This window comes from Streptomyces sp. NPDC104313, assembly GCF_055583985.1.
Window position 1 is genome coordinate 94,694 of record NZ_JBVJMW010000010.1, and the last position, 17,225, is coordinate 111,918.

14 protein-coding genes and 1 pseudogene are annotated in these 17,225 nt (G+C 73.8%); 4 read left to right on the forward strand and 11 right to left on the reverse strand.

Going from position 1 to position 17,225, the window contains the following annotated elements; translation table 11 throughout:
* Nucleotides 1-21 precede the first annotated feature (21 nt).
* From ACZ60Q_RS23365 to ACZ60Q_RS23380, 4 genes and pseudogenes are all read left to right on the forward strand, one after another.
* Nucleotides 22-588 (forward strand): PadR family transcriptional regulator, encoded by a 567-nt coding sequence (locus ACZ60Q_RS23365; RefSeq protein ID WP_469637842.1) that lies wholly within the window; start codon nucleotides 22-24, stop codon nucleotides 586-588.
* A 66-nt stretch (nucleotides 589-654) separates the two neighbouring features.
* Nucleotides 655-2,391 (forward strand): acyl-CoA dehydrogenase family protein, encoded by a 1,737-nt coding sequence (locus tag ACZ60Q_RS23370; RefSeq protein ID WP_469637845.1) that lies wholly within the window; start codon nucleotides 655-657, stop codon nucleotides 2,389-2,391.
* 5 nt (nucleotides 2,392-2,396) lie between these two features.
* Nucleotides 2,397-2,600 (forward strand): annotated as a pseudogene (locus tag ACZ60Q_RS23375) (hypothetical protein); the annotation flags it as partial.
* A 20-nt stretch (nucleotides 2,601-2,620) separates the two neighbouring features.
* Nucleotides 2,621-2,797, forward strand: a complete 177-nt coding sequence (locus ACZ60Q_RS23380) for a hypothetical protein (protein ID WP_469637848.1) — start codon at nucleotides 2,621-2,623, stop codon at nucleotides 2,795-2,797.
* A gap of 66 nt (nucleotides 2,798-2,863) precedes the next feature.
* On the opposite strand, the gene ACZ60Q_RS23385 is transcribed toward ACZ60Q_RS23380, so the two are convergent.
* The 11 genes from ACZ60Q_RS23385 to ACZ60Q_RS23435 all read right to left on the reverse strand — a co-directional run bounded on the left by ACZ60Q_RS23385 (nucleotide 2,864) and on the right by ACZ60Q_RS23435 (nucleotide 17,038).
* The gene (locus ACZ60Q_RS23385; protein WP_469637851.1) at nucleotides 2,864-4,246 is read right to left on the reverse strand and encodes an amidohydrolase family protein; all 1,383 of its coding nucleotides are present in this window, start codon (nucleotides 4,244-4,246) and stop codon (nucleotides 2,864-2,866) included.
* 56 nt (nucleotides 4,247-4,302) lie between these two features.
* Complete coding sequence (locus tag ACZ60Q_RS23390; protein ID WP_469637853.1) at nucleotides 4,303-5,628, reverse strand: amidohydrolase family protein; 1,326 nt, start codon at nucleotides 5,626-5,628, stop codon at nucleotides 4,303-4,305.
* Nucleotides 5,629-5,823: 195 nt separating this feature from the next.
* Nucleotides 5,824-6,546: a GntR family transcriptional regulator gene (locus ACZ60Q_RS23395; RefSeq protein WP_469637856.1), complete on the reverse strand. Its 723-nt coding sequence runs from the start codon at nucleotides 6,544-6,546 to the stop codon at nucleotides 5,824-5,826.
* 106 nt (nucleotides 6,547-6,652) lie between these two features.
* The gene (locus tag ACZ60Q_RS23400; protein WP_469637859.1) at nucleotides 6,653-7,423 is read right to left on the reverse strand and encodes an FkbM family methyltransferase; all 771 of its coding nucleotides are present in this window, start codon (nucleotides 7,421-7,423) and stop codon (nucleotides 6,653-6,655) included.
* The gene (locus tag ACZ60Q_RS23405) at nucleotides 7,420-7,638 is read right to left on the reverse strand and encodes a Trm112 family protein (protein ID WP_469637862.1); all 219 of its coding nucleotides are present in this window, start codon (nucleotides 7,636-7,638) and stop codon (nucleotides 7,420-7,422) included. Before ACZ60Q_RS23405 ends, ACZ60Q_RS23400 begins: the two co-directional genes overlap by 4 nt.
* Before the next feature lie 61 nt (nucleotides 7,639-7,699).
* Entirely contained in the window at nucleotides 7,700-8,593 is an 894-nt protein-coding gene (locus ACZ60Q_RS23410; protein ID WP_469637864.1) for a hypothetical protein, read from the reverse strand.
* A 4-nt stretch (nucleotides 8,594-8,597) separates the two neighbouring features.
* A complete protein-coding gene (locus tag ACZ60Q_RS23415; protein ID WP_469637867.1) occupies nucleotides 8,598-9,323 on the reverse strand; it encodes a class I SAM-dependent methyltransferase in 726 nt (241 codons plus the stop codon).
* Nucleotides 9,320-10,648: a condensation protein gene (locus tag ACZ60Q_RS23420; RefSeq protein ID WP_469637870.1), complete on the reverse strand. Its 1,329-nt coding sequence runs from the start codon at nucleotides 10,646-10,648 to the stop codon at nucleotides 9,320-9,322. Before ACZ60Q_RS23420 ends, ACZ60Q_RS23415 begins: the two co-directional genes overlap by 4 nt.
* Nucleotides 10,648-15,120 (reverse strand): alpha-(1->3)-arabinofuranosyltransferase domain-containing protein, encoded by a 4,473-nt coding sequence (locus ACZ60Q_RS23425; RefSeq protein WP_469637873.1) that lies wholly within the window; start codon nucleotides 15,118-15,120, stop codon nucleotides 10,648-10,650. The genes ACZ60Q_RS23420 and ACZ60Q_RS23425 overlap by 1 nt, the downstream gene beginning before the upstream one ends.
* Nucleotides 15,117-15,836, reverse strand: coding sequence for a class I SAM-dependent methyltransferase (locus tag ACZ60Q_RS23430; RefSeq protein ID WP_469637875.1), 720 nt, complete (start codon nucleotides 15,834-15,836; stop codon nucleotides 15,117-15,119). Before ACZ60Q_RS23430 ends, ACZ60Q_RS23425 begins: the two co-directional genes overlap by 4 nt.
* Nucleotides 15,833-17,038: a glycosyltransferase family 4 protein gene (locus tag ACZ60Q_RS23435; protein WP_469637878.1), complete on the reverse strand. Its 1,206-nt coding sequence runs from the start codon at nucleotides 17,036-17,038 to the stop codon at nucleotides 15,833-15,835. The genes ACZ60Q_RS23430 and ACZ60Q_RS23435 overlap by 4 nt, the downstream gene beginning before the upstream one ends.
* Nucleotides 17,039-17,225: the final 187 nt, after the last annotated feature.

Genomic DNA, 17,225 nt, shown 5'->3' on the forward strand with positions numbered 1-17,225 from the left:
GTTGCATAGAAGGATCGCGGTATGGCCCTCGACCACGCGATCCTCGTCTCCCTGCTGGAGCAGCCCGGCTCCGGCTATGAGCTGGCCCGGCGGTTCGAGCGGTCCATCGGGTACTTCTGGACCGCCACCCACCAGCAGATCTACCGGGTGCTCGGGCGGATGGTGACCGACGGCCTGCTGCTCGTCCGCGAGGTGGAGCAGCAGAGCCGGCCGGACAAGAAGGAGTACTCCGTCACCGGGCCCGGCCGCGCGGCCCTCGCCGTGTGGCTGCACAAGCCGATCGAACCGGAGAGCCTCCGCCACGACCTCGCCGTGAAGATCCGGGGCGCGGCCTTCGACGACCCGGCCGCCCTGATCCGCGAGGTCGAGCGGCACCAGCAGGCGCACCGGGACCGGCTCGCGCACTACCTCGCCGGGGAGTCGCGCGACTTCACCGGGCCCGACGCCCCCGCGCCGGTGGACACGGGCCAGGAACTCCAGCACGTCGTGCTGCGCGGCGGCATCGCCTTCGAGCGCATGACGATCGCCTGGCTCGACGACGTACTCGACACCCTCGACCGGCTCGCGGCTTCGGGGCCGGACGTCTGAACGGCGCCCCGGCCGCCCCCTCCGCGTAACCACCACAACCCTCGACCCTTCCCGGAAGGCACCGCCATGGCTGAGTCCGCGTCCCTGCTGTTCAACCCGCGTACCTACGACCCGCAGCACTTCGACCCGGAGACCCGCAGGCTGCTGCGCGCCACCGTCGACTGGTTCGAGGAGCGCGGCAAGCGCCGGCTGATCGAGGACTACCGCTCCCGCGCCTGGCTCGGCGACTTCCTCGCCTTCTCCGCGAAGGAGGGACTGTTCGCCACCTTCCTCACCCCCGTCTCCGCCGCCGCCGCAGCGCAGACGGAGCGGCGCTGGGACACCGCCCGGATCGCCGCACTCAACGAGATCTTCGGGTTCTACGGTCTGGACTACTGGTACGCCTGGCAGGTGACCATCCTCGGTCTCGGCCCGGTCTGGCAGAGCGACAACGCCGCCGCCCGCGACCGGGCGGCCGAACTCCTCTCCCGGGGCGAGGTGTTCGCCTTTGGCCTCTCCGAGAAGACCCACGGCGCCGATATCTACTCCACCGACATGCTGCTGGAACCGGACAGCGAGGTCGACGGCGGCTTCCGGGCCTCCGGCTCCAAGTACTACATCGGCAACGGCAACGCCGCAGGTCTCGTCTCCGTCTTCGGCCGCCGCACGGACGTCGAGGGGCCCGACGGTTACGTCTTCTTCGCGGCCGACAGCCGCCACGAGGCGTACCACCTGGTGAAGAACGTCGTCGACTCCTCCAAATACGTCAGCGAGTTCCGCCTCGCCGACTACCCGGTGGCCCCCGCCGACATCCTGCACACCGGCCGAGCCGCCTTCGACGCCGCGCTCAACACCGTCAACGTCGGGAAGTTCAACCTCTGCACCGCCTCCATCGGCATCTGCGAGCACGCGATGTACGAGGCCGTCACCCACGCGAACAACCGCATCCTCTACGGCCGCCCCGTCACCGCCTTCCCGCATGTGCGCCGGGAGCTGACCGACGCCTACGTCCGGCTCGTCGGGATGAAGCTGTTCAGCGACCGCGCCGTCGACTACTTCCGCTCCGCCGGGCCCGAGGACCGCCGCTACCTGCTCTTCAACCCGATGACGAAGATGAAGGTGACCACGGAGGGCGAGAAGGTGATCGACCTCATGTGGGACGTCATCGCCGCCAAGGGCTTCGAGAAGGACACCTACTTCGCCCAGGCCGCCATCGAGATCCGGGGCCTGCCGAAGCTGGAGGGCACGGTCCACGTGAACCTCGCGCTGATCCTCAAGTTCCTGCGCAACCACCTGCTGAACCCGGTCGGCTTCCCGGCCGTCCCGACGCGCCTGGACGCCGCCGACGACGCGTTCCTCTTCCGGCAGGGACCCGCGCGCGGCCTCGGCTCCGTACGCTTCCACGACTGGCGCCCCGCGTTCGACGCGTACACCGAGGTGCCGAACGTCGCCCGCTTCCGCGAGCAGGCGGACGCCCTGTGCGCCTTCGTCGAGACGGCCGCCCCCGACGAGGAGCAGAGCCGCGACCTCGACCTCCTCCTCGCCGTCGGCCAGCTGTTCGCGCTCGTCGTCCACGGGCAGCTGATCCTGGAGCAGGCCCGCCTGACCGGCCTGGACGAGGAACTGCTCGACGAACTGTTCGCCGTGCTCGTACGCGACTTCTCCGCACACGCCGTCGAGCTGCACGGCAAGGACTCCGCCACCGAGGACCAGCAGAGCTGGGCGCTCGGCGCGGTACGCCGTCCCGTCGTCGACGCGGCCCGTTCGGCGCGGATCTGGGAGCGCGTCGAGGCGCTGTCGGGTGCCTACGAGATGGCGGAGTAGCCCGCTCCCGCCCGCTGCGCCGCACGATCCAGACGGAGTTGGACAACCGCGTCGCCTCCCTGCTGCTCGGCGGCGAGGCCGGTCCCGGGGACACGATCGTCGCCGACGTGGTCGAGAACTCCCTGCACTGCACGACCCGCGAGGGCGACGGCGCGGCGAAGCCCCCCGGGGCAGCCGCGGCGACCGCCGCCCCCGACGGCGGGGAGTGACCGACGGCGAGGAGTGACCGGTGGCCCATCACCACCACAAGTCGAACGAAGAGGTCGAGGGCGATCCCGAATCCGGTCACGGCCGTGGCGTCCACCGACATCATCCGCAGGTGCCACGAGATCTCGCCCGAACCACCTTCGGCGCGCCGGTCGTCCTCGGTGTCCGGCGCAACGCCGACGAGGCGCAGCAGAGCTGACGGACCGCCGGGCCGACCGCCTGCCCCGTAGCCGGTCGCCCGTCGGCGGCGGGGCGGGCCCGGGCGTCAGTGACCGACGAGCTCGCCGTCCCGGGCGACGATCCGCCCGCCGCGCACCACCATCTCGCGCCGCGGCAGGTCGACCACGACCTGCGGGAGGCACTCCCCGCGCACCAGCAGGAAGTCGGCGGGCGAACCGGGCCTCAGGTCCGCCTCTGGCAGCCCGAGGAGCCGGGCCCCGCCGTCGGCCCCCGAACGGAACGCCGCCTCCAGCTCCTCGTCGAGACGGGCGTCCTGCACCTGGGCCAGCAGGTGCGAGCGGTGCAGCATGTCCGCGTTGCCGAACGGGCTCCACGAGTCCCGTACGCCGTCCGAGCCGAGGCCCACGTGGACGCCGTGCTCGCGCAGCCGGCCGATCGGCAGCACCAGGTCCGAGGACGGCGCGACCGTCGTCAGGGAGATCCCGGCGTCCGCCAGGTCCGCCGCCAGCCGGTCGAGCTCCCGCTCGGGCAGTCCGGGCACGCAGAAGACATGGCTGACAGTCACCTTGCCCTGCAACGACAGCGCCCGGGTGCGGTCGATGATCGCGCGCAGCGACTCCAGCCCCGTCGTGGCCCGCTCGTGCAGATGGATGTCGACGCCCACGCCGTGCCGGTCCGCGATGCCGAAGACGACGTCGAGCTGCTCGTCGAGCGCCTCGTCGAATCCGATCGGGTCGATGCCGCCGACCCGGTCGACCGCCCCGGTGCGCGCCGCCTCCTCCAGCAGTTCCTCGGTGCCCGGTGTACGGATCACCCCGTGCTGCGGGAACGCGACGATCTCCACGTCGAGCGCGTGCCGCAGGGCCCTGCGGGCGGATCCGACACCCTCGACGCCCACCAGGTCGTAGGCGGGAGCGACGTCGACATGGGCCCGCATCGCCCGGGTGCCCTGGGCGACGGCGTGGCCCATCAGGCGCTCCGCGCGCTTCTTCAGCGGCGTGCGCAGCGCGTGGTACAGCTTCACGTCCTCGGCGGTGTACTCCGCGATGGAGCCCGCCGGATTCCGCGACACCCAGGGCTCGCCCCACGCCGTCTTGTCGGGGTGGATGTGCGCGTCGACCAGAGTCGGCAGCGCGATCCTGCCCTCGCAGTCGACGACCTCGGCGCCGTGCGGAGCGGGCTCCGCGGAGATGACGCCCTCGACGACGGTGAGGTCGACGGGCAGCTTCGCCCCGTAGGGCCGCACGTTCTTGAACACCGTGGCGCGTGCGTGGCCGCCCGTGCGGTCCGGCTGCTCCGTGATCCGGTCGGCGGCGGACGGCGAGGCCCCACCGGGCCGGGGCGCGGCGGCGACATCGGACCCGGGCGCGGCGATGGCGGCGGCGGTGCCCGCGAGGGCTGCGGCGCCGGCCAACATGCCGCGCCGGGAGAGACCGGCGGTGGGGGAGACGGTGGAATCGGCCTGCATCGAGGGCTCCTTCGAGGGGGAGTGGGGGAGCGGCGAAGGGGAGGGTGCGGGCACGGTCAGGCGGCCGACACGGAGAACCCTGCCCGCACCACGCGCGCCGGGCGGCTCAGCACGCCGAGGTCGGCCAACGGGTCGCCGTCCACCACCAGGACGTCACCCGCGAAGCCCCGCGCCAGGCGCCCGGCCGTGCCGTCGAACCCGAGGAGCTTCGCGGCGCCCGTGGTCGCCGTGCGGATCGCGTCCAGGGCGCAGAGCCCGGCAGCGTGCATCAGCTCCACCTCACGGCCGACCGGGTCGACGGTTCCGCCCGAGGAGTCGGTGCCCGCGGCGAGGGGGACGCCCAGCTCGTGCGCCGCGAGGACCGCCCGCTTCAGTACGGGGAGATAGGTGCGACCGCGCTCCGCCAGGACCGGATCCGAGGACTCGGCGAGCCCCGCGATGGCGGTGAGCGTCGGCGTGAAGAACGTACCCCTGCGGCGCATTTCGCGCAGGGTGCGCTCCCCGACGAACGCCCCGTGCTCCAGGGAACGGATCCCGGCGGTGACCGCGTCGTGGCAGCCCTTCTCGCTGTAGCTGTGGCAGAGCACACCCTTTCCGTCGCGCCGCGCCGCCGCCACGATCGTGGACAGCTGCTCATGGTCGTAGACCTGGACGAGCGGGTCCTGTTCGGGCAGCCCGGCGCGTTCGTTCACCCGGGTCTTGATGGTGTCGGCCCCGCGTGCGAGGTTGACCTCGACCACTCGGCGCAGTGCCTCGGGCGAGCGCACCCCGTCGCGCAGCCGGGCGAGCGGCGCGAGGTCCGGGTCGGCGAGGATCGTGTCGCCGAGGTCCGGGGTGACGAAGATTCCCGCGGCCCGGAGCCGGGGCGCCCGCTCCGGCGCCTGGCGGGCCAACTCCCGTACGGCGACATCCTGGTAGAAGTTGGTCGAACCGCTGCGCGCGCTGGTCGCGCCCTTGAGGACCGCGTCGCGCGCCTCGGCGGCCGTGCTGAGGTGGATATGGGCGTCCACCAGGCCGGGCAGAATCCACTGTCCGTGGGCCCGCAGCACCGGTACGCCGGAAGGCGTCCGCGTTCCGAGGCGGCCCCGGGGCCCGGCCGCGCGGACGACGCCTCCGATGATCACGACCACCGCGTCCTCGGTGACCTCGCCCGTCAGCGGGTCGAGCAGCCTGCCGCCCTCCACGACCAGATCGCCGCCCCGGCCCGACGTACCGCGGGTCGCGGCCGATGCGGCCGATGCGGCCGATGCGGCCGATGCGGCCGACGCGGCGGGAGCGGCCTGGGCCAGGACGGCCGACGTCCCGGCCAGGGCCGCGGCGCCCGCGAGGACACCTCGCCGGGTCAGCCGGCCGGAGGGAGGCGGGGTGTTGTCGACGCACATGGTGAGGCTCCTTCGGCCGCGGCAAGCGGAAGCGAACGTGGGAGCACTTTGTATACCAGGATGGTCAGCGGCCTGGGAAGGGGTGATTCCGCTCCGCGTGTGTGCGGAAAACATGCAGCTCCACGGTGTATCAGGTGAATGCGGAGCAGGCGCGGGGGAGGTCTGTTCGTCGGCTGGCTCTTGCGGTATACAAATCTAGGCTTCGTCGAACAGGGACCGCAGCGCCACGGCCCGGCTGTCCCGGACGTGCAGCAGCGTGCTCGCCGCCGCGGACTCCTCGTCACCCGTCGCGATGTACCGGAACATGACCGCGTGCTGGGCGCGCATGTGCTCCGGCTCCTCCCGCATTCCGAACAGCAGCTGGAGCTGTCCGCTGAGCTGCTCCATGGTGCGGGCCAGCATCGGATTGCCGCTCAGGGCGACGATGTCCTCGTGGAAGGCGGTGTGGGCCGCCACCTCGCGTGCCCCTTCGTCGTCGGACGCCGCCTGCTCCGCCCGGTCGAGCGAGGTCCGCAGCGCGGTGACGCCCGGCGGCTCCGCCGGGGCGGACCGCGCCACCCGCCGTGCCGCGAGCCGCGAGGCCTGGACGGCGAGCGGCTCCCACACCTCGTACAGGTGCTCCACGTCGGCCCGCTCCAGCCGCCGCACCCGGACCCCGCTGTGCGGCAGCAGCTCCAGGAGCCCTTCGCTCACCAAGGCGCGCAGCGCCTCGCGGACCGGGACGCGGGACATCCGCAGCTCCTCGGCCACCTCGCGTTCCACGAGGCGGGCGCCCTGCGGGTAGCGGCGGTCGACGATCCGCTCCCGGACCGCGTCCCGCGCGCGGGCGCTGAGCGAAGTACGCTCCGGGGCGCCCGCCCGCTCGCTCCAGGGACGCTCCGGCCGTGCCCGGCCCCGCCCTGCGCTGCTGCCCACCACGACGCCATCCTCCGTTCGGCATGCCCCCGGCCGAGGATACGCGGGGCCCAACGGGCGTCTTGCAAGTCAGGCCCGGTCAGGCCCGGTCAGGCCCGGTCAGGCCCGGTCAGGCCGGGCCCGGGGTCCGCCCGTCCGGCAGGAAGAGCACGGAGTTGATGTACCGCTCGCGGTGGGGCACGAAGGCCCGGCGCAGCAGCCCCTGGTGCACCAGGTGTTCCGTCCGCGCCTGGTGGGCCACCAGGTCGAACCCGTCGAGCGCGATCCAGCGCCGGCCCGCCAGGAGCCAGCCCGCGTACCCCTGGCCGGTCAGCACGTCGACCGTCGGTGCGATCGGGCCGAGCCGGCTCTCCAGCTCGATGAGCAGGGCCGGGCGATCCTCGCGCAGCAGCTCCGCCGCACCGAGCAGCGCCGCCGGCTCGCCGCCGTCGACGTCCATCTTCACGAAACCGACCCCGCTCAGCCCGAGACCGTCGACGGTGATCGACGGTACCTCCAGGCAGTGCGTGTGGAGGTCGCGGCGGGCCAGCGACGACACCCCCCGGTCACCGCGGTCCCCCTCCGGGAACCACAGCCGCGCCGTGCCTGCCCGGTCGGTCGCCGCACCCTGGACCACCCGGGCGTTCGACGGCAGCGTCCGGCGCAGATGGTCGGCCAGATGGGGCACGGGCTCGATGGTGACCACCGCGGCGCAGTGGGCCGCGAGCCGCCGCGACCAGGGGCCGTACCAGCCCCCGATGTCGATGGCGATACCGTCCGGCGGGCAGAAGTCGGCGAGCCGCCGGAGCTCGGGCTCGAAGCGCGGGTACAGCGCGACCGCGGCCGAGCCGACGAGGCTCCCGGGCAGCCGGGCCGCCACCGCCGCGGCGAACGTGGTCACGTGGCCGAGGCCTTGAGCCGGGTGAGCAGGAGCTCGTGGTCGTCCGCCCCGACCTTCCGGCCCGAGGAGGGCAGCAGCTGCGGGATACCGTCCACGATCGGGTAACTCAGGCGCAGCCGGGGGTTGTAGAGCGCCTCCTCCTCGGCCAGCAGGGACAACGGGCCCTTGTCGAGCGGGCAGGCCAGCAGGGCGAGCAGCGGGTCGTCGGGGTTCATCGGGTGGCTCCTTGGCGTCGGGGGCGTCGGGGGTGTCGGATGCGGAGTGCCGTATCCGGGGTCAGGACGGGGCGGCGGGCTGCGGATCATGGCGTGGCATGGCCAGCAGGACGGAGAGGGCGAGCGCCGTGCCGCCCACCCGCAGGGTCAGCAGGAGCGGATCGTCGGGAAGCTTCTCGCCGAAGGCGAGCGTCCCGAGAACCGCGGTGAACAGGCTGGTCACCGTGGTGCACACCGGCACGATGAGGGAGGCCCGGCAGCGCTGGAGCGCCGTCTGCGACATGACCAGACCGGCCCCCGCGGTGAACAGCAGCAGATACGGATACGGGGACCCCAGCAGCGACACCGCGGCCTCGCCGAGATCGGTGCCGGTCAGATGGCTCGACGTGCCCTTGATGGCCAGCGAGCTGACCCCGTAGAGCAGGCCCACCGCCACTCCGTACCCGATGCCGCTGGTGGGGACCCGGTGCCGGTTGGCCGCCCGGCTCTCGACCCGTACGTACAGCCAGACGCCCGCCGCCAGTGCGGGCACGCAGACCAGGAGCACCACCGTCCACGGCGCGCCGCCGCCCACCACGTCCTCGCCCTCGCGCACCGAGGCCACCACCATCAGCAGCGCGAGCAGGACCCCGCCCAGCGCATAGCGTTCGCGGCCCGTCGACTCCTCGCCGAGCACGGCCGACGACAGGAGCAGGAGCAGCACCAGACCGGAGACGAAGATGCCCTGCGCCGCCGCGATCGGCAGCGCCCGGTAGACGATCAGCTGGGCCCCGAACCCGGCCGCCAGCGCCAGCGCGCCGACGATCCACAGCGGACTGGTCAACAGTACCCGGATCACCCGCAGCGGCCGGCCGGCCCAGAGCGCGGGCAGCGAGCCCAGGGCCCGCTTCTCCACCACGAAACCCACGCTGTACAGCGTGTTGGCGACCAGCGCCGCGCCGACACCCCACCACATCGCGCTACCTCCGCCGCGCGTGGGCCAGCAGGATGGAGGCGGCCCCGGGCACCGCGCACGCCGCCCGGTCCAGCAGCCGCAGCGGACGCGGCACCCCGTGGAAGGGGGCGCCCGTGATCCGCACGTCGTCGAAGCCGGACGCCGCCAGGAACGAGCGCAGCGCACGGGCCGTGTACAGCCGCAGATGCCCGACCACCTCCGAGCCGGGGCGGCCGTGGATCCCGCGCAGACTGACCTCCGAGAACACCGGCTGCACCCCGGCGAGGAGCAGTGCCCGGTTGTACCAGGCCGCCAGGTTCGGGGTGGACAGCATCAGATGTCCGCCCGGCCGCAGGACCCGCCGCAGTTCGTCCAGCGCCTGGTCCGGGTCGACCAGATGCTCCAGGATCTCGCTGAACAGCACCGCGTCCGCGCACCCGTCGGCCAGCGGCAGCCCGCCGTGCTCCAACTCGCCGCGCACCACCGGACCCATCCGGGGCCGGGCCCTGCGCAGCGCGTCCTGTGACCAGTCGACGCCGATCAGCCGGTGACCGGCCAGAACCGGGGCCGCCGTGGCCGCCGCCGTGCCGTCGCCACACCCGATGTCCAGGATCACCTGCCCCGGCGTGCCCAGCGCTTCGGCCAGCAGCCGGGCCTGCCGCAGGGTGCGCCCGTCGCCCGAGGCGACGGGGACGGCCGGGTTCTCGTAGAAATCCCGCAGCCCGGGCGGGGGAGAGGCGGCGGTGGTCATACGGTCTCCGAGGACGTCGAGGCCAGGTGACGGGTGAACAGCTCGCGCAGGCGCACGCCGTCCTCGTCCCCCAGCAGGGTGCGCGACCACCGCAGCGCCAGATGCAGCCGGCCGCCCGTGGAAGCCGTGGTGAACGTCAGCCCCCGGGGCATCCGGGCGGGCGCGGAGAACCACACGGCCTTCGCCCGGCCCGCCTCCCCGAAGTCCAGCGGGTACGGCACCCGGCCGATGTTGCTCAGCAGCGTCGTCGAGGTCCACGGCCCCGCCAGCACCCGCAGCCCCCGGGTGAGGGCGGCGCGGGCGGCGACGGGCAGCAGCGGCGCGGTCAGCAGTGAGGCGGAACGGCCGAGCGGGGGCCGGGGGCGCGCCTTGAGCGCCCGGGTCCGCTCCGCGGTCGCCCGGAGCAGGGCGGCGACATCCGCCCCGGGCAGCAGCTCGGACGCGGCGAAACCGACCTCCACCAGCCGGGTGCCGTTCCCGATCGGCATCTCGGGCCCCCGGGTGCGGTCGTCGACCGGCATGGTGATCCGCAGCGGCCCGCGGTCGGCACCCGGCGCGCTCTGCGTCCGGTTCCAGTCGGCCACCGTGCGGGCGGTGGCCACCATCAGCTGGTCGTTCACCGTGTACGGTGCGCCGGACTCCCGCCGGGGGACCGGCAGTTCGACCAGCAGCATGGAGTTGCCCGGCACGGTTCCGGGCCCCGGCGAGCCCGCCGCGATCCGGGCGGGCCGGGCCAGCGGCGCCGCCGGGGATTTCCCGGCGAGCGGCTCGGACGCCGACCGCACGGGTGCGGGGGCCGGCGGGGTGCGGTGCGCGCTGTAGACCTCGGCGGCCGTCGCCGCCAGCCGCATGCACGCCGGGCCGTCGAGGGCGGTGTGGTGCACGGTGAAGAGCAGCACACACCCCTCGGTGCCCGGCTCCTCGACCACGGCGAGCCGCAGCGGCGGCGACGCCGTCAACGGCGGGGCCTCGTCCAGCGCCCGCGCCCGGGCCCGGTCGAGCGCCCCGGGCGCGGACGGCGGGAAGGAGACCGGGTCCACGTCGGGACCCCCGGTCAGCTCCCATTCGTAGCGCCGGGCGAACGGGGACCGGGGGCGCTCCCGCATCACCGCCCGGGGGTGCCGGGCGAGGGCCTCGGCGAACGCGGAGCGCAGCCGCGCCCCGTCCACCCGGCCGGGCAGATGGATCTCGATGTGCACCGTGTTCGGCTCGGCGTCCTGCGCACAGTGCCGGGCCACCTCGTCGACCACCGGGAACGGCAGTCGGGCCGGGGCCCCGGGCCGGGGCATGTCACCCCGCGCCCGGGAATGCCGCGTGGTCGCCATCAGGTGCTCCCTCCGGGACGGGACGGCGGCGGCTGCTGCCCGCCGAACTGCCGCGTCGGGCTGTCACCGCCGTCCCCTTCGCCCGAGCCCGAGCCCGAGCCCGAGCCCGAGCCGGAGTCCGAGCCGGAGTCCGAGCCCGAGCCCGAGCCCGAGCTGGAGCCCGAGCCGGAGCTGGAGCCGGATTCCGAGCCGTACCCGATTCCGGGCGCGGGAGGCGGAGTTCCCTGCGGGCGCTTCGGGCCGGTGGACAGCGTCCGGCCCGAGACGGACGCGGCCCGCGCCGGGACCGTGGCGGCCTCGTCGCCCGCCCTGCCCGGGCCTCCCTCCGCCCGCCCGCCGAGTGGTCCGCGCCCGACCGTGACCAGGGCGGCGAACAGGCCGACCAGCGCCAGGAACTGGGCCGTCGCACCGAACGCGCCCTCACCGGCGGCGGTGGTGTCCCCGGTGCCCACCGCCGCGACGACACCCGCGGCGGCCATCGCCGCGAACGCGACCGGCGCGAGCAACCGCGGCCGGAAGTGGGCGAGTACGGCGAGGACCGGCACCGCCAGGGCGAGCGGACCCGCGATCACCACCCCCACCAGGGTGAGCGCCACGGTGCCCAGGACCGGACCCGGTCCCGGCACAGCGAGCTGCTCCTCGGCCGCGTACGGCTCGGCTCCCCGCCGGCGCCCGAAGGCGAGCCCCACGAGCACCAGGAGCAGGGCCCCCGCGCCGATCAGACCCACCTGGTAGACGCGGGCCGGCTCGTACTCCAGGGTGACCTTGCCGCCTTCGCCCTCCGGGACCAGCCAGGCCTGCTGCCAGCCGTCGATCCGCAGTGGCGTCAGCTCCTTGCCGCCCAGGGTGGCCTTCCAGCCCTTGTTGTGGTTCTCGTGGAGCTGGAGGTAGGAGGCCTCGCCCGCGCCGACGGCGATGGTGCGCCGGTCGCCGTCGCCCCGCTCGACGTCCACCGAACGCGGCGTGCTCGCCATGGCCTCGGAGGTTCCGTTGCTCAGCGTGACGTCGGTGATGGCGAGCGGTCCCGCGTCCCCCGCCTCGACGGTGGTGGACGAGGCGGCCAGCTCCACGGTGCCGCCCTCGGTGCACGGTGTGACCTCGATGGGGCGGCGCTGCGTCAGGTCCCGCACCGAACCCTCGGCGCGGGTCTCCAGGAACGTACCGCCGACGGACAGGACCGGACCCTTGCCGCAGGCCAGGCTGAAGGTCTCGTCCGGCTTCGGCTGCGGCGAGCGGTACCCCTCCAGGGCCGGGATGTAGACCTCGCTCAGCCCCACCGGCAACTGCAACTGGTCGTCGGCCACCGGGTTGTGGACGGTCAGCGGCGCCTGACGCGAGATGGTGATGTCCATCCGGTCGGTCCTGATGGGCGAGAAGCGGGCCATCCCGTTCTCGTCCACGGAGGCCACCGCCGTGCCGTCGGGGGAGCTGATCTGCACCTGCTCGGGGCGGGTGGACAGACCGCCGGCCGCCGCGAAGACGATCTCCCCGACCTCCCTCTTCTCCGGCCAGGACAGATGCAGCGTGGGGCGTTCGCCCGCGATCCACGCCGTGGTCAGATCACCGTCGGTCAGGTTGCGCGGGCTGAGACCGGTGCCCAGCCGCGCCGTGGAGTCGGCGCTGACCTCGATCCTGTCCCGCTCGCCCGTCAGCTCGAAGAGCAGCTTGTCCAAGGCCTCGCCGGGCACCGGCACCGCGCTCGCGGACACCTTGTACGGGCCCGCCTCCCGGGCGGTGAACTGCCGGTGCAGGCCGACCTCGGCCGCCACCGACGACAGACCGCCCGGGTCGCTGCCCCGCCGCAGCGAGTAGACCGTGGAGTCCGCGCCCTCGCGCGGCGCGTCGGAGGGCAGCTCCAGCATCCGGGTCACCTGCACCCCGGGGATCGCGATGTCGGTGAACCCGGCGCCGGTGAGCCCGGGGCGCCCCTGCTGGGACTCCAGGATCGTCACCTTCAGCCAGGACGCCTGCCCGGTGGGCGCGGCCACCGTCTGTGCCGAGCCATCGGTCTTCAGGGGGCTGTCCTTGTAGCCCCGCTCGGTCTCGACCCGGACGACGGTCGGCGCGGCCCGCACGTTCGCGCTGGGCAGCGGTGTCACCTGGAGCGAGCCCGGAAGCTCCGTCGGAGTGGTGAAGTCGATCCGCACCCACTCGTCCTCGGGCGAGCCCGGCGACCCCTCCGCCCAGCCGGTGTCCGGGTTGCCGTCGAAGGCGTTGACCGGGTCGTACTGCGGCAGATGGAACAGCCAGTTCCCCACCGACGAGGCGCTGACCTTCTTCGCGCCCCGCAGCACGGCCGTCGTCTGGTGCTCCGCGCCGGACGTCGGCAGGATCTGTCGGGGGCTGCGGCCCGGATCCTGCGCGGCCTCCACCGCGTTGCGCTCATCGGCGGTGTACGTGTACGAGGTGTTGGAGTTGACCAGCCCGAACCGGGTGTCGGCACGCCGCAGACCGTCGCCCGCCGCGTACAGCGACGGCCTTCCCAGACCTGGGTGCGCGTCACCGGCCAGCACGGCAGGCCGGCCGGCCAGCGCACCGCTCGCCGACAGCGGCAACAGGGACTCGGGACCGCCGCTCACGACGGCCGTCGAGGCCACCGGGGCCGTACCCGCCCGCCCCGGACGCTCCGTCCCGGCGGGCGGCTCGTAGATCTCCACGGCCCGCTGCCGGGGATAGAGGCCCTCGACCTGCACGGGGGTGTCCGCCGCGATCCGGCCGCCGGTCATCACCGGACCGAAGCCGGTCACGCGCCGGTACCCGGACGCCTCCAGGGTGCGCTTCACCGTGGTCGTGGGGACGTAGCCCAACTGGTCGGGATCCAGGTCGTTGCGGACCACCACGTTGTGCAGTCCCGCCCGGTTCAGGAACTCGCTGAGCCCGGGAACCTCGCCCCCGGAGGTCAGCGCCTGCTCGACGGCGTCCATCGCCCGCCTGTTGCCCGGTGTGCCGAACGGCACGTAATCCCGTTGTGCCCACGGCGAGTTCGCCAGCACGTCCAACGGCTGGTCGATGGGGGAACCCCAGGTGTAGATGCCGTGCGCGGTCGCGGGGACCACCAGGGCGCGGTCGTTGGCCGAGTTCTTCTTCAGCCAGTTCCCGGTCGTCTCCCAGTACGTGGGCAACTGCTGGAACGAACCCGTCTGCAGGATCGAGCCGTTGACGTAGGGCCAGGCGAGACCCGGCAGCACGAGCGCGGCGGCGATCACCGGCACGAGCCGGCGGGCCCGCACCGCGTTGCCGCCGCCGCGCGCCGCGACGGCGACGGAGGCCACCGCGGTGAGGTGCGCGAGGCCCAGGGCCAGGGCCAGCGCCAGACCCGTCTGGAACTTGTAGACGTTGCGGAACGGCACCAGCCAGCCGTCCAGCCAGTCATGCACGGTCCCGTGGAACAGCCCGCCCAGTGCGCCGCCGTAGCCGGCGAGCGTGATGAGCGCGACGCTCAGCACGGTCAGCACCAGCCAGCGGCGCTCGGGCAGATCACGGCGCGCCAGTCCCGCCAGCCCCAGGGCGGCGGCGAGCGCCGAGCCCAGGATGGTGACGGTCGCGGTGGCGACGGTCCAGCCGGCGGGCAGCCAGGCCTCGCCGAAGTTCAGATAGCCGACCCAGTTCCCGCCGCCGCGCAGTACCTCGGTCGCCGACATGGTCGTCGTGGTGGTGTACGAGGACTCCACGTACGGCATGAAGTTCTCACCGAAGACGCCGAGCAGCAGCAGCGGAACGATCCACCAGGCGGTCGCCAGGACCACGCCCGGGATCCACCACGCCAGCAGGGCGCGCTTGCGCGGCCCGCCGGGACGGGACAGCAGATACAGCCCCACCGGCAGCAGCGAGGCCAGCGTGGAGGCGGCGTTGACGCCGCCCATCAGCGGGATCAGCAGCGCGGACCGGGCCGCGGCGATCCTCGGCGCGAGGCGCGGGTTCGTCAGCGGCAGCAGCACCCACGGCAGCAGGGCCCCCGGCAGGGCCGCCGCCGAGGTCGAGCCCACGACGATGGTGTACGTCGGCCACAGCGCGTACGCGAGAGCCCCCAGCAGCCGGGTGGCCGGGGAGCCCACGACCAGCCGCTCCGCCAGCCGGAGCGCACCCCAGAAGGCGGTCGCCACGATCAGTGACAGCCAGAGCCGCTCCGCGAGCCAGACCGGCAGGTGCAGCAGGTCGGCGGCCCCGTAGTACGGCAGCATCGGGATGGCGTAGCCGACGTACTGGTCGGCGATCCCGCCGAACCCGGCCCGGCTGTGCCACAGCTCGCCGAGGTCGCCCAGGAAGCGCCAGGGGTCCGCGACGACGCCGAGCTTGGTGTCGAACGTCATCCGGCCGGGCGACACCGCGAGGAACGCCGCGAACACGGCGGCCCAGAAGCCCAGCAGCCAGCGCCGTGAACGGGGCGTGGGCGGTCCGTCGGCGGGACCGGAGGGCGCGGGATCCGCGTCCTCCGGTCCCGTGGACCGGGGTGGGTGGACAGCGCTGGTCATGAACACCGCCGGAGGATGAGGAGGAGGTTCCAGGTGGCGAATTCCCGCAGTACGGGGATGCGCGGCACGAGCTGGGGAAGGACGGGCCAGTAGCGCGAGCGGGCTGAGACGACGGTCACGTCGGAGCGGCTCCGGACGTGGCTCAGGGTCTCCCCGACGCCGATCTTGAAGAGGTTCTCGCCGAGCCGGTGCTTGGCCGGGCCGCCGGTGCGCCGCTCGTGGCGGCTCCGGGCGCGTTCGGCGCCGAGGTAGTGCCAGGGCGCCCACTCGTGGCCGCCCCACGGGGAGAGCCAGTTGGTGTAGGAGACGTAGATGAGGCCGCCGGGGCGGGTCACCCGCGCCATCTCACTGAGGAAGGTGTGCGGATCGGCGACGTGCTCCAGCACGTTGGAGGAGAAGCAGACGTCGGCCGCGCCGTCGGCCAGTGGCAGCAGATAGCCGTCGGCCACGACGGTGTCCGCGCGCTGCCCGGGGCCGATCTCCGCCGGGTCCGGTTCGAAGAGGTAGCTGTGCGCCCCGCGCCGCCGGAACTCCCGGGTGAAGTAGCCGTCGCCGCCGCCGATGTCGACGACGACCTTGTCGCGGAGCGGGCCGTGCCGCTCGACCTGGTCGGCCGCGTCACGGGCCAGCAGGGTGTACGCCGTGGCGGGGTCGCCCTGTTCGCGCAGGAAGGCGCGGAACAGGGCGGCGGACCGCCGGAACGAGGGGTCCTTCACGCGCTCGCGCCGATCGCCGGGGTGCTCGGGCAGCCTGCCGCACCGGTCGTCGCGCCGGCTGTCGAGCCTGCGGTCGCCTCGGCGGCGACCGAGGCGAACCGGCGCACGCTGGCGGTCCACCGGTAGTCGGCGGCCCGTTCGCGGGCTGCCCTGCCCATCGCCTCGCGCCGCTCGTCGTCCAGCGCCAGCGCGCACCAGGCGGCGGCGAAGGACGACGCGCCCGGGGCGAGGATCCCGGTGACACCGTCCTCGACGGAGTCGCGCAGCCCCGGCACGTCGAAGCCCAGGGTCGGGGTGGACCGGGCCGCGGCTTCCGTGACCACCAGCCCCCATCCCTCCACGGCCGCGGGGTGCAGCAGCATCCACGCGGCGCAGAGCAGTCGGTGCTTCTCCGCCTCGGTCACATGACCGGCGAACTCCACACCGGGGCCCGCGAGTTGTTCCAGCCGGGCCCGCTCGGGGCCGTCCCCGACGATGACGAGCCGGCCGCCGGTGACCGGCCGGACCCGCTCCCAGAGCTGGAGCAGCAGATCGATGCGCTTGTAGTCGACGAGCCGGCCCAGCGCCACGAACAGCGGTGTGGTGGACCGCTCGCCCTGCGGGCCCGGTTCCTGGACTCCGTTGTGCACCACCCGGATCCGCCGGTCGGGCACGCCCAGTTCGCGCAGGGCACCCGCGGTGGAGGGGGACACCGCGATCATCAGGTGGTCGCGGTAGGCCCGGGACAGGGCCCAGTGTTCGAGCTTGCGCCCGGCACGGGCCACCGGCGTCGGGAAACGCATGTCCCACAGATCGGTGTGCACATGGTTGACCAGGCACACCGTGGGCCCGCGGTGCCACAGCGGGGCCAGGTACGGCATGCCGTTGCAGACCTCGACGAGCAGGTCGCACGAGCCGACCTGCCGGGCGAACGCGGACCGCGCGCCGACGTAGTGCCCCAGCGCGGAGCCCGCCGAGACGACTCGGTAGGGCCGGCGGGCGGCCGGCCCGCCGCACAGCAGTGTGACGTCATGGCCCTGTTCGGTGAGGCCCAGGGCGAGCTGGTCGACCAGCAGCTCGGAGCCGCCGGCGGCCGGATTGCCCAGGTCGCGGTGGGCGAGGAAGACGATGCGCCTCGGGGCGGTGGTGGCGGTGGCGGGCGCCGGGCCCTGACCCGGACGCGCGACGGCGTCAAGCAGTGGGGGAGGGACGTGCTGGGGCATGGGTGCTCCAACTCGGCTCGGGGAGCGGGGAATCGGGGGAGCGGCCCTCGGGGCGAGGGCCGCTTGGAGCGGAGACGTACCGGGGGGCCGGGACAGGGGTGCACCGGGCCGGGGACCCGGCTGCGGGGCGAGGGATCGAGAAGAACGATGAGAGAGAAGAGGGTGGTGAGAGAGAAGAGGGTGGTGA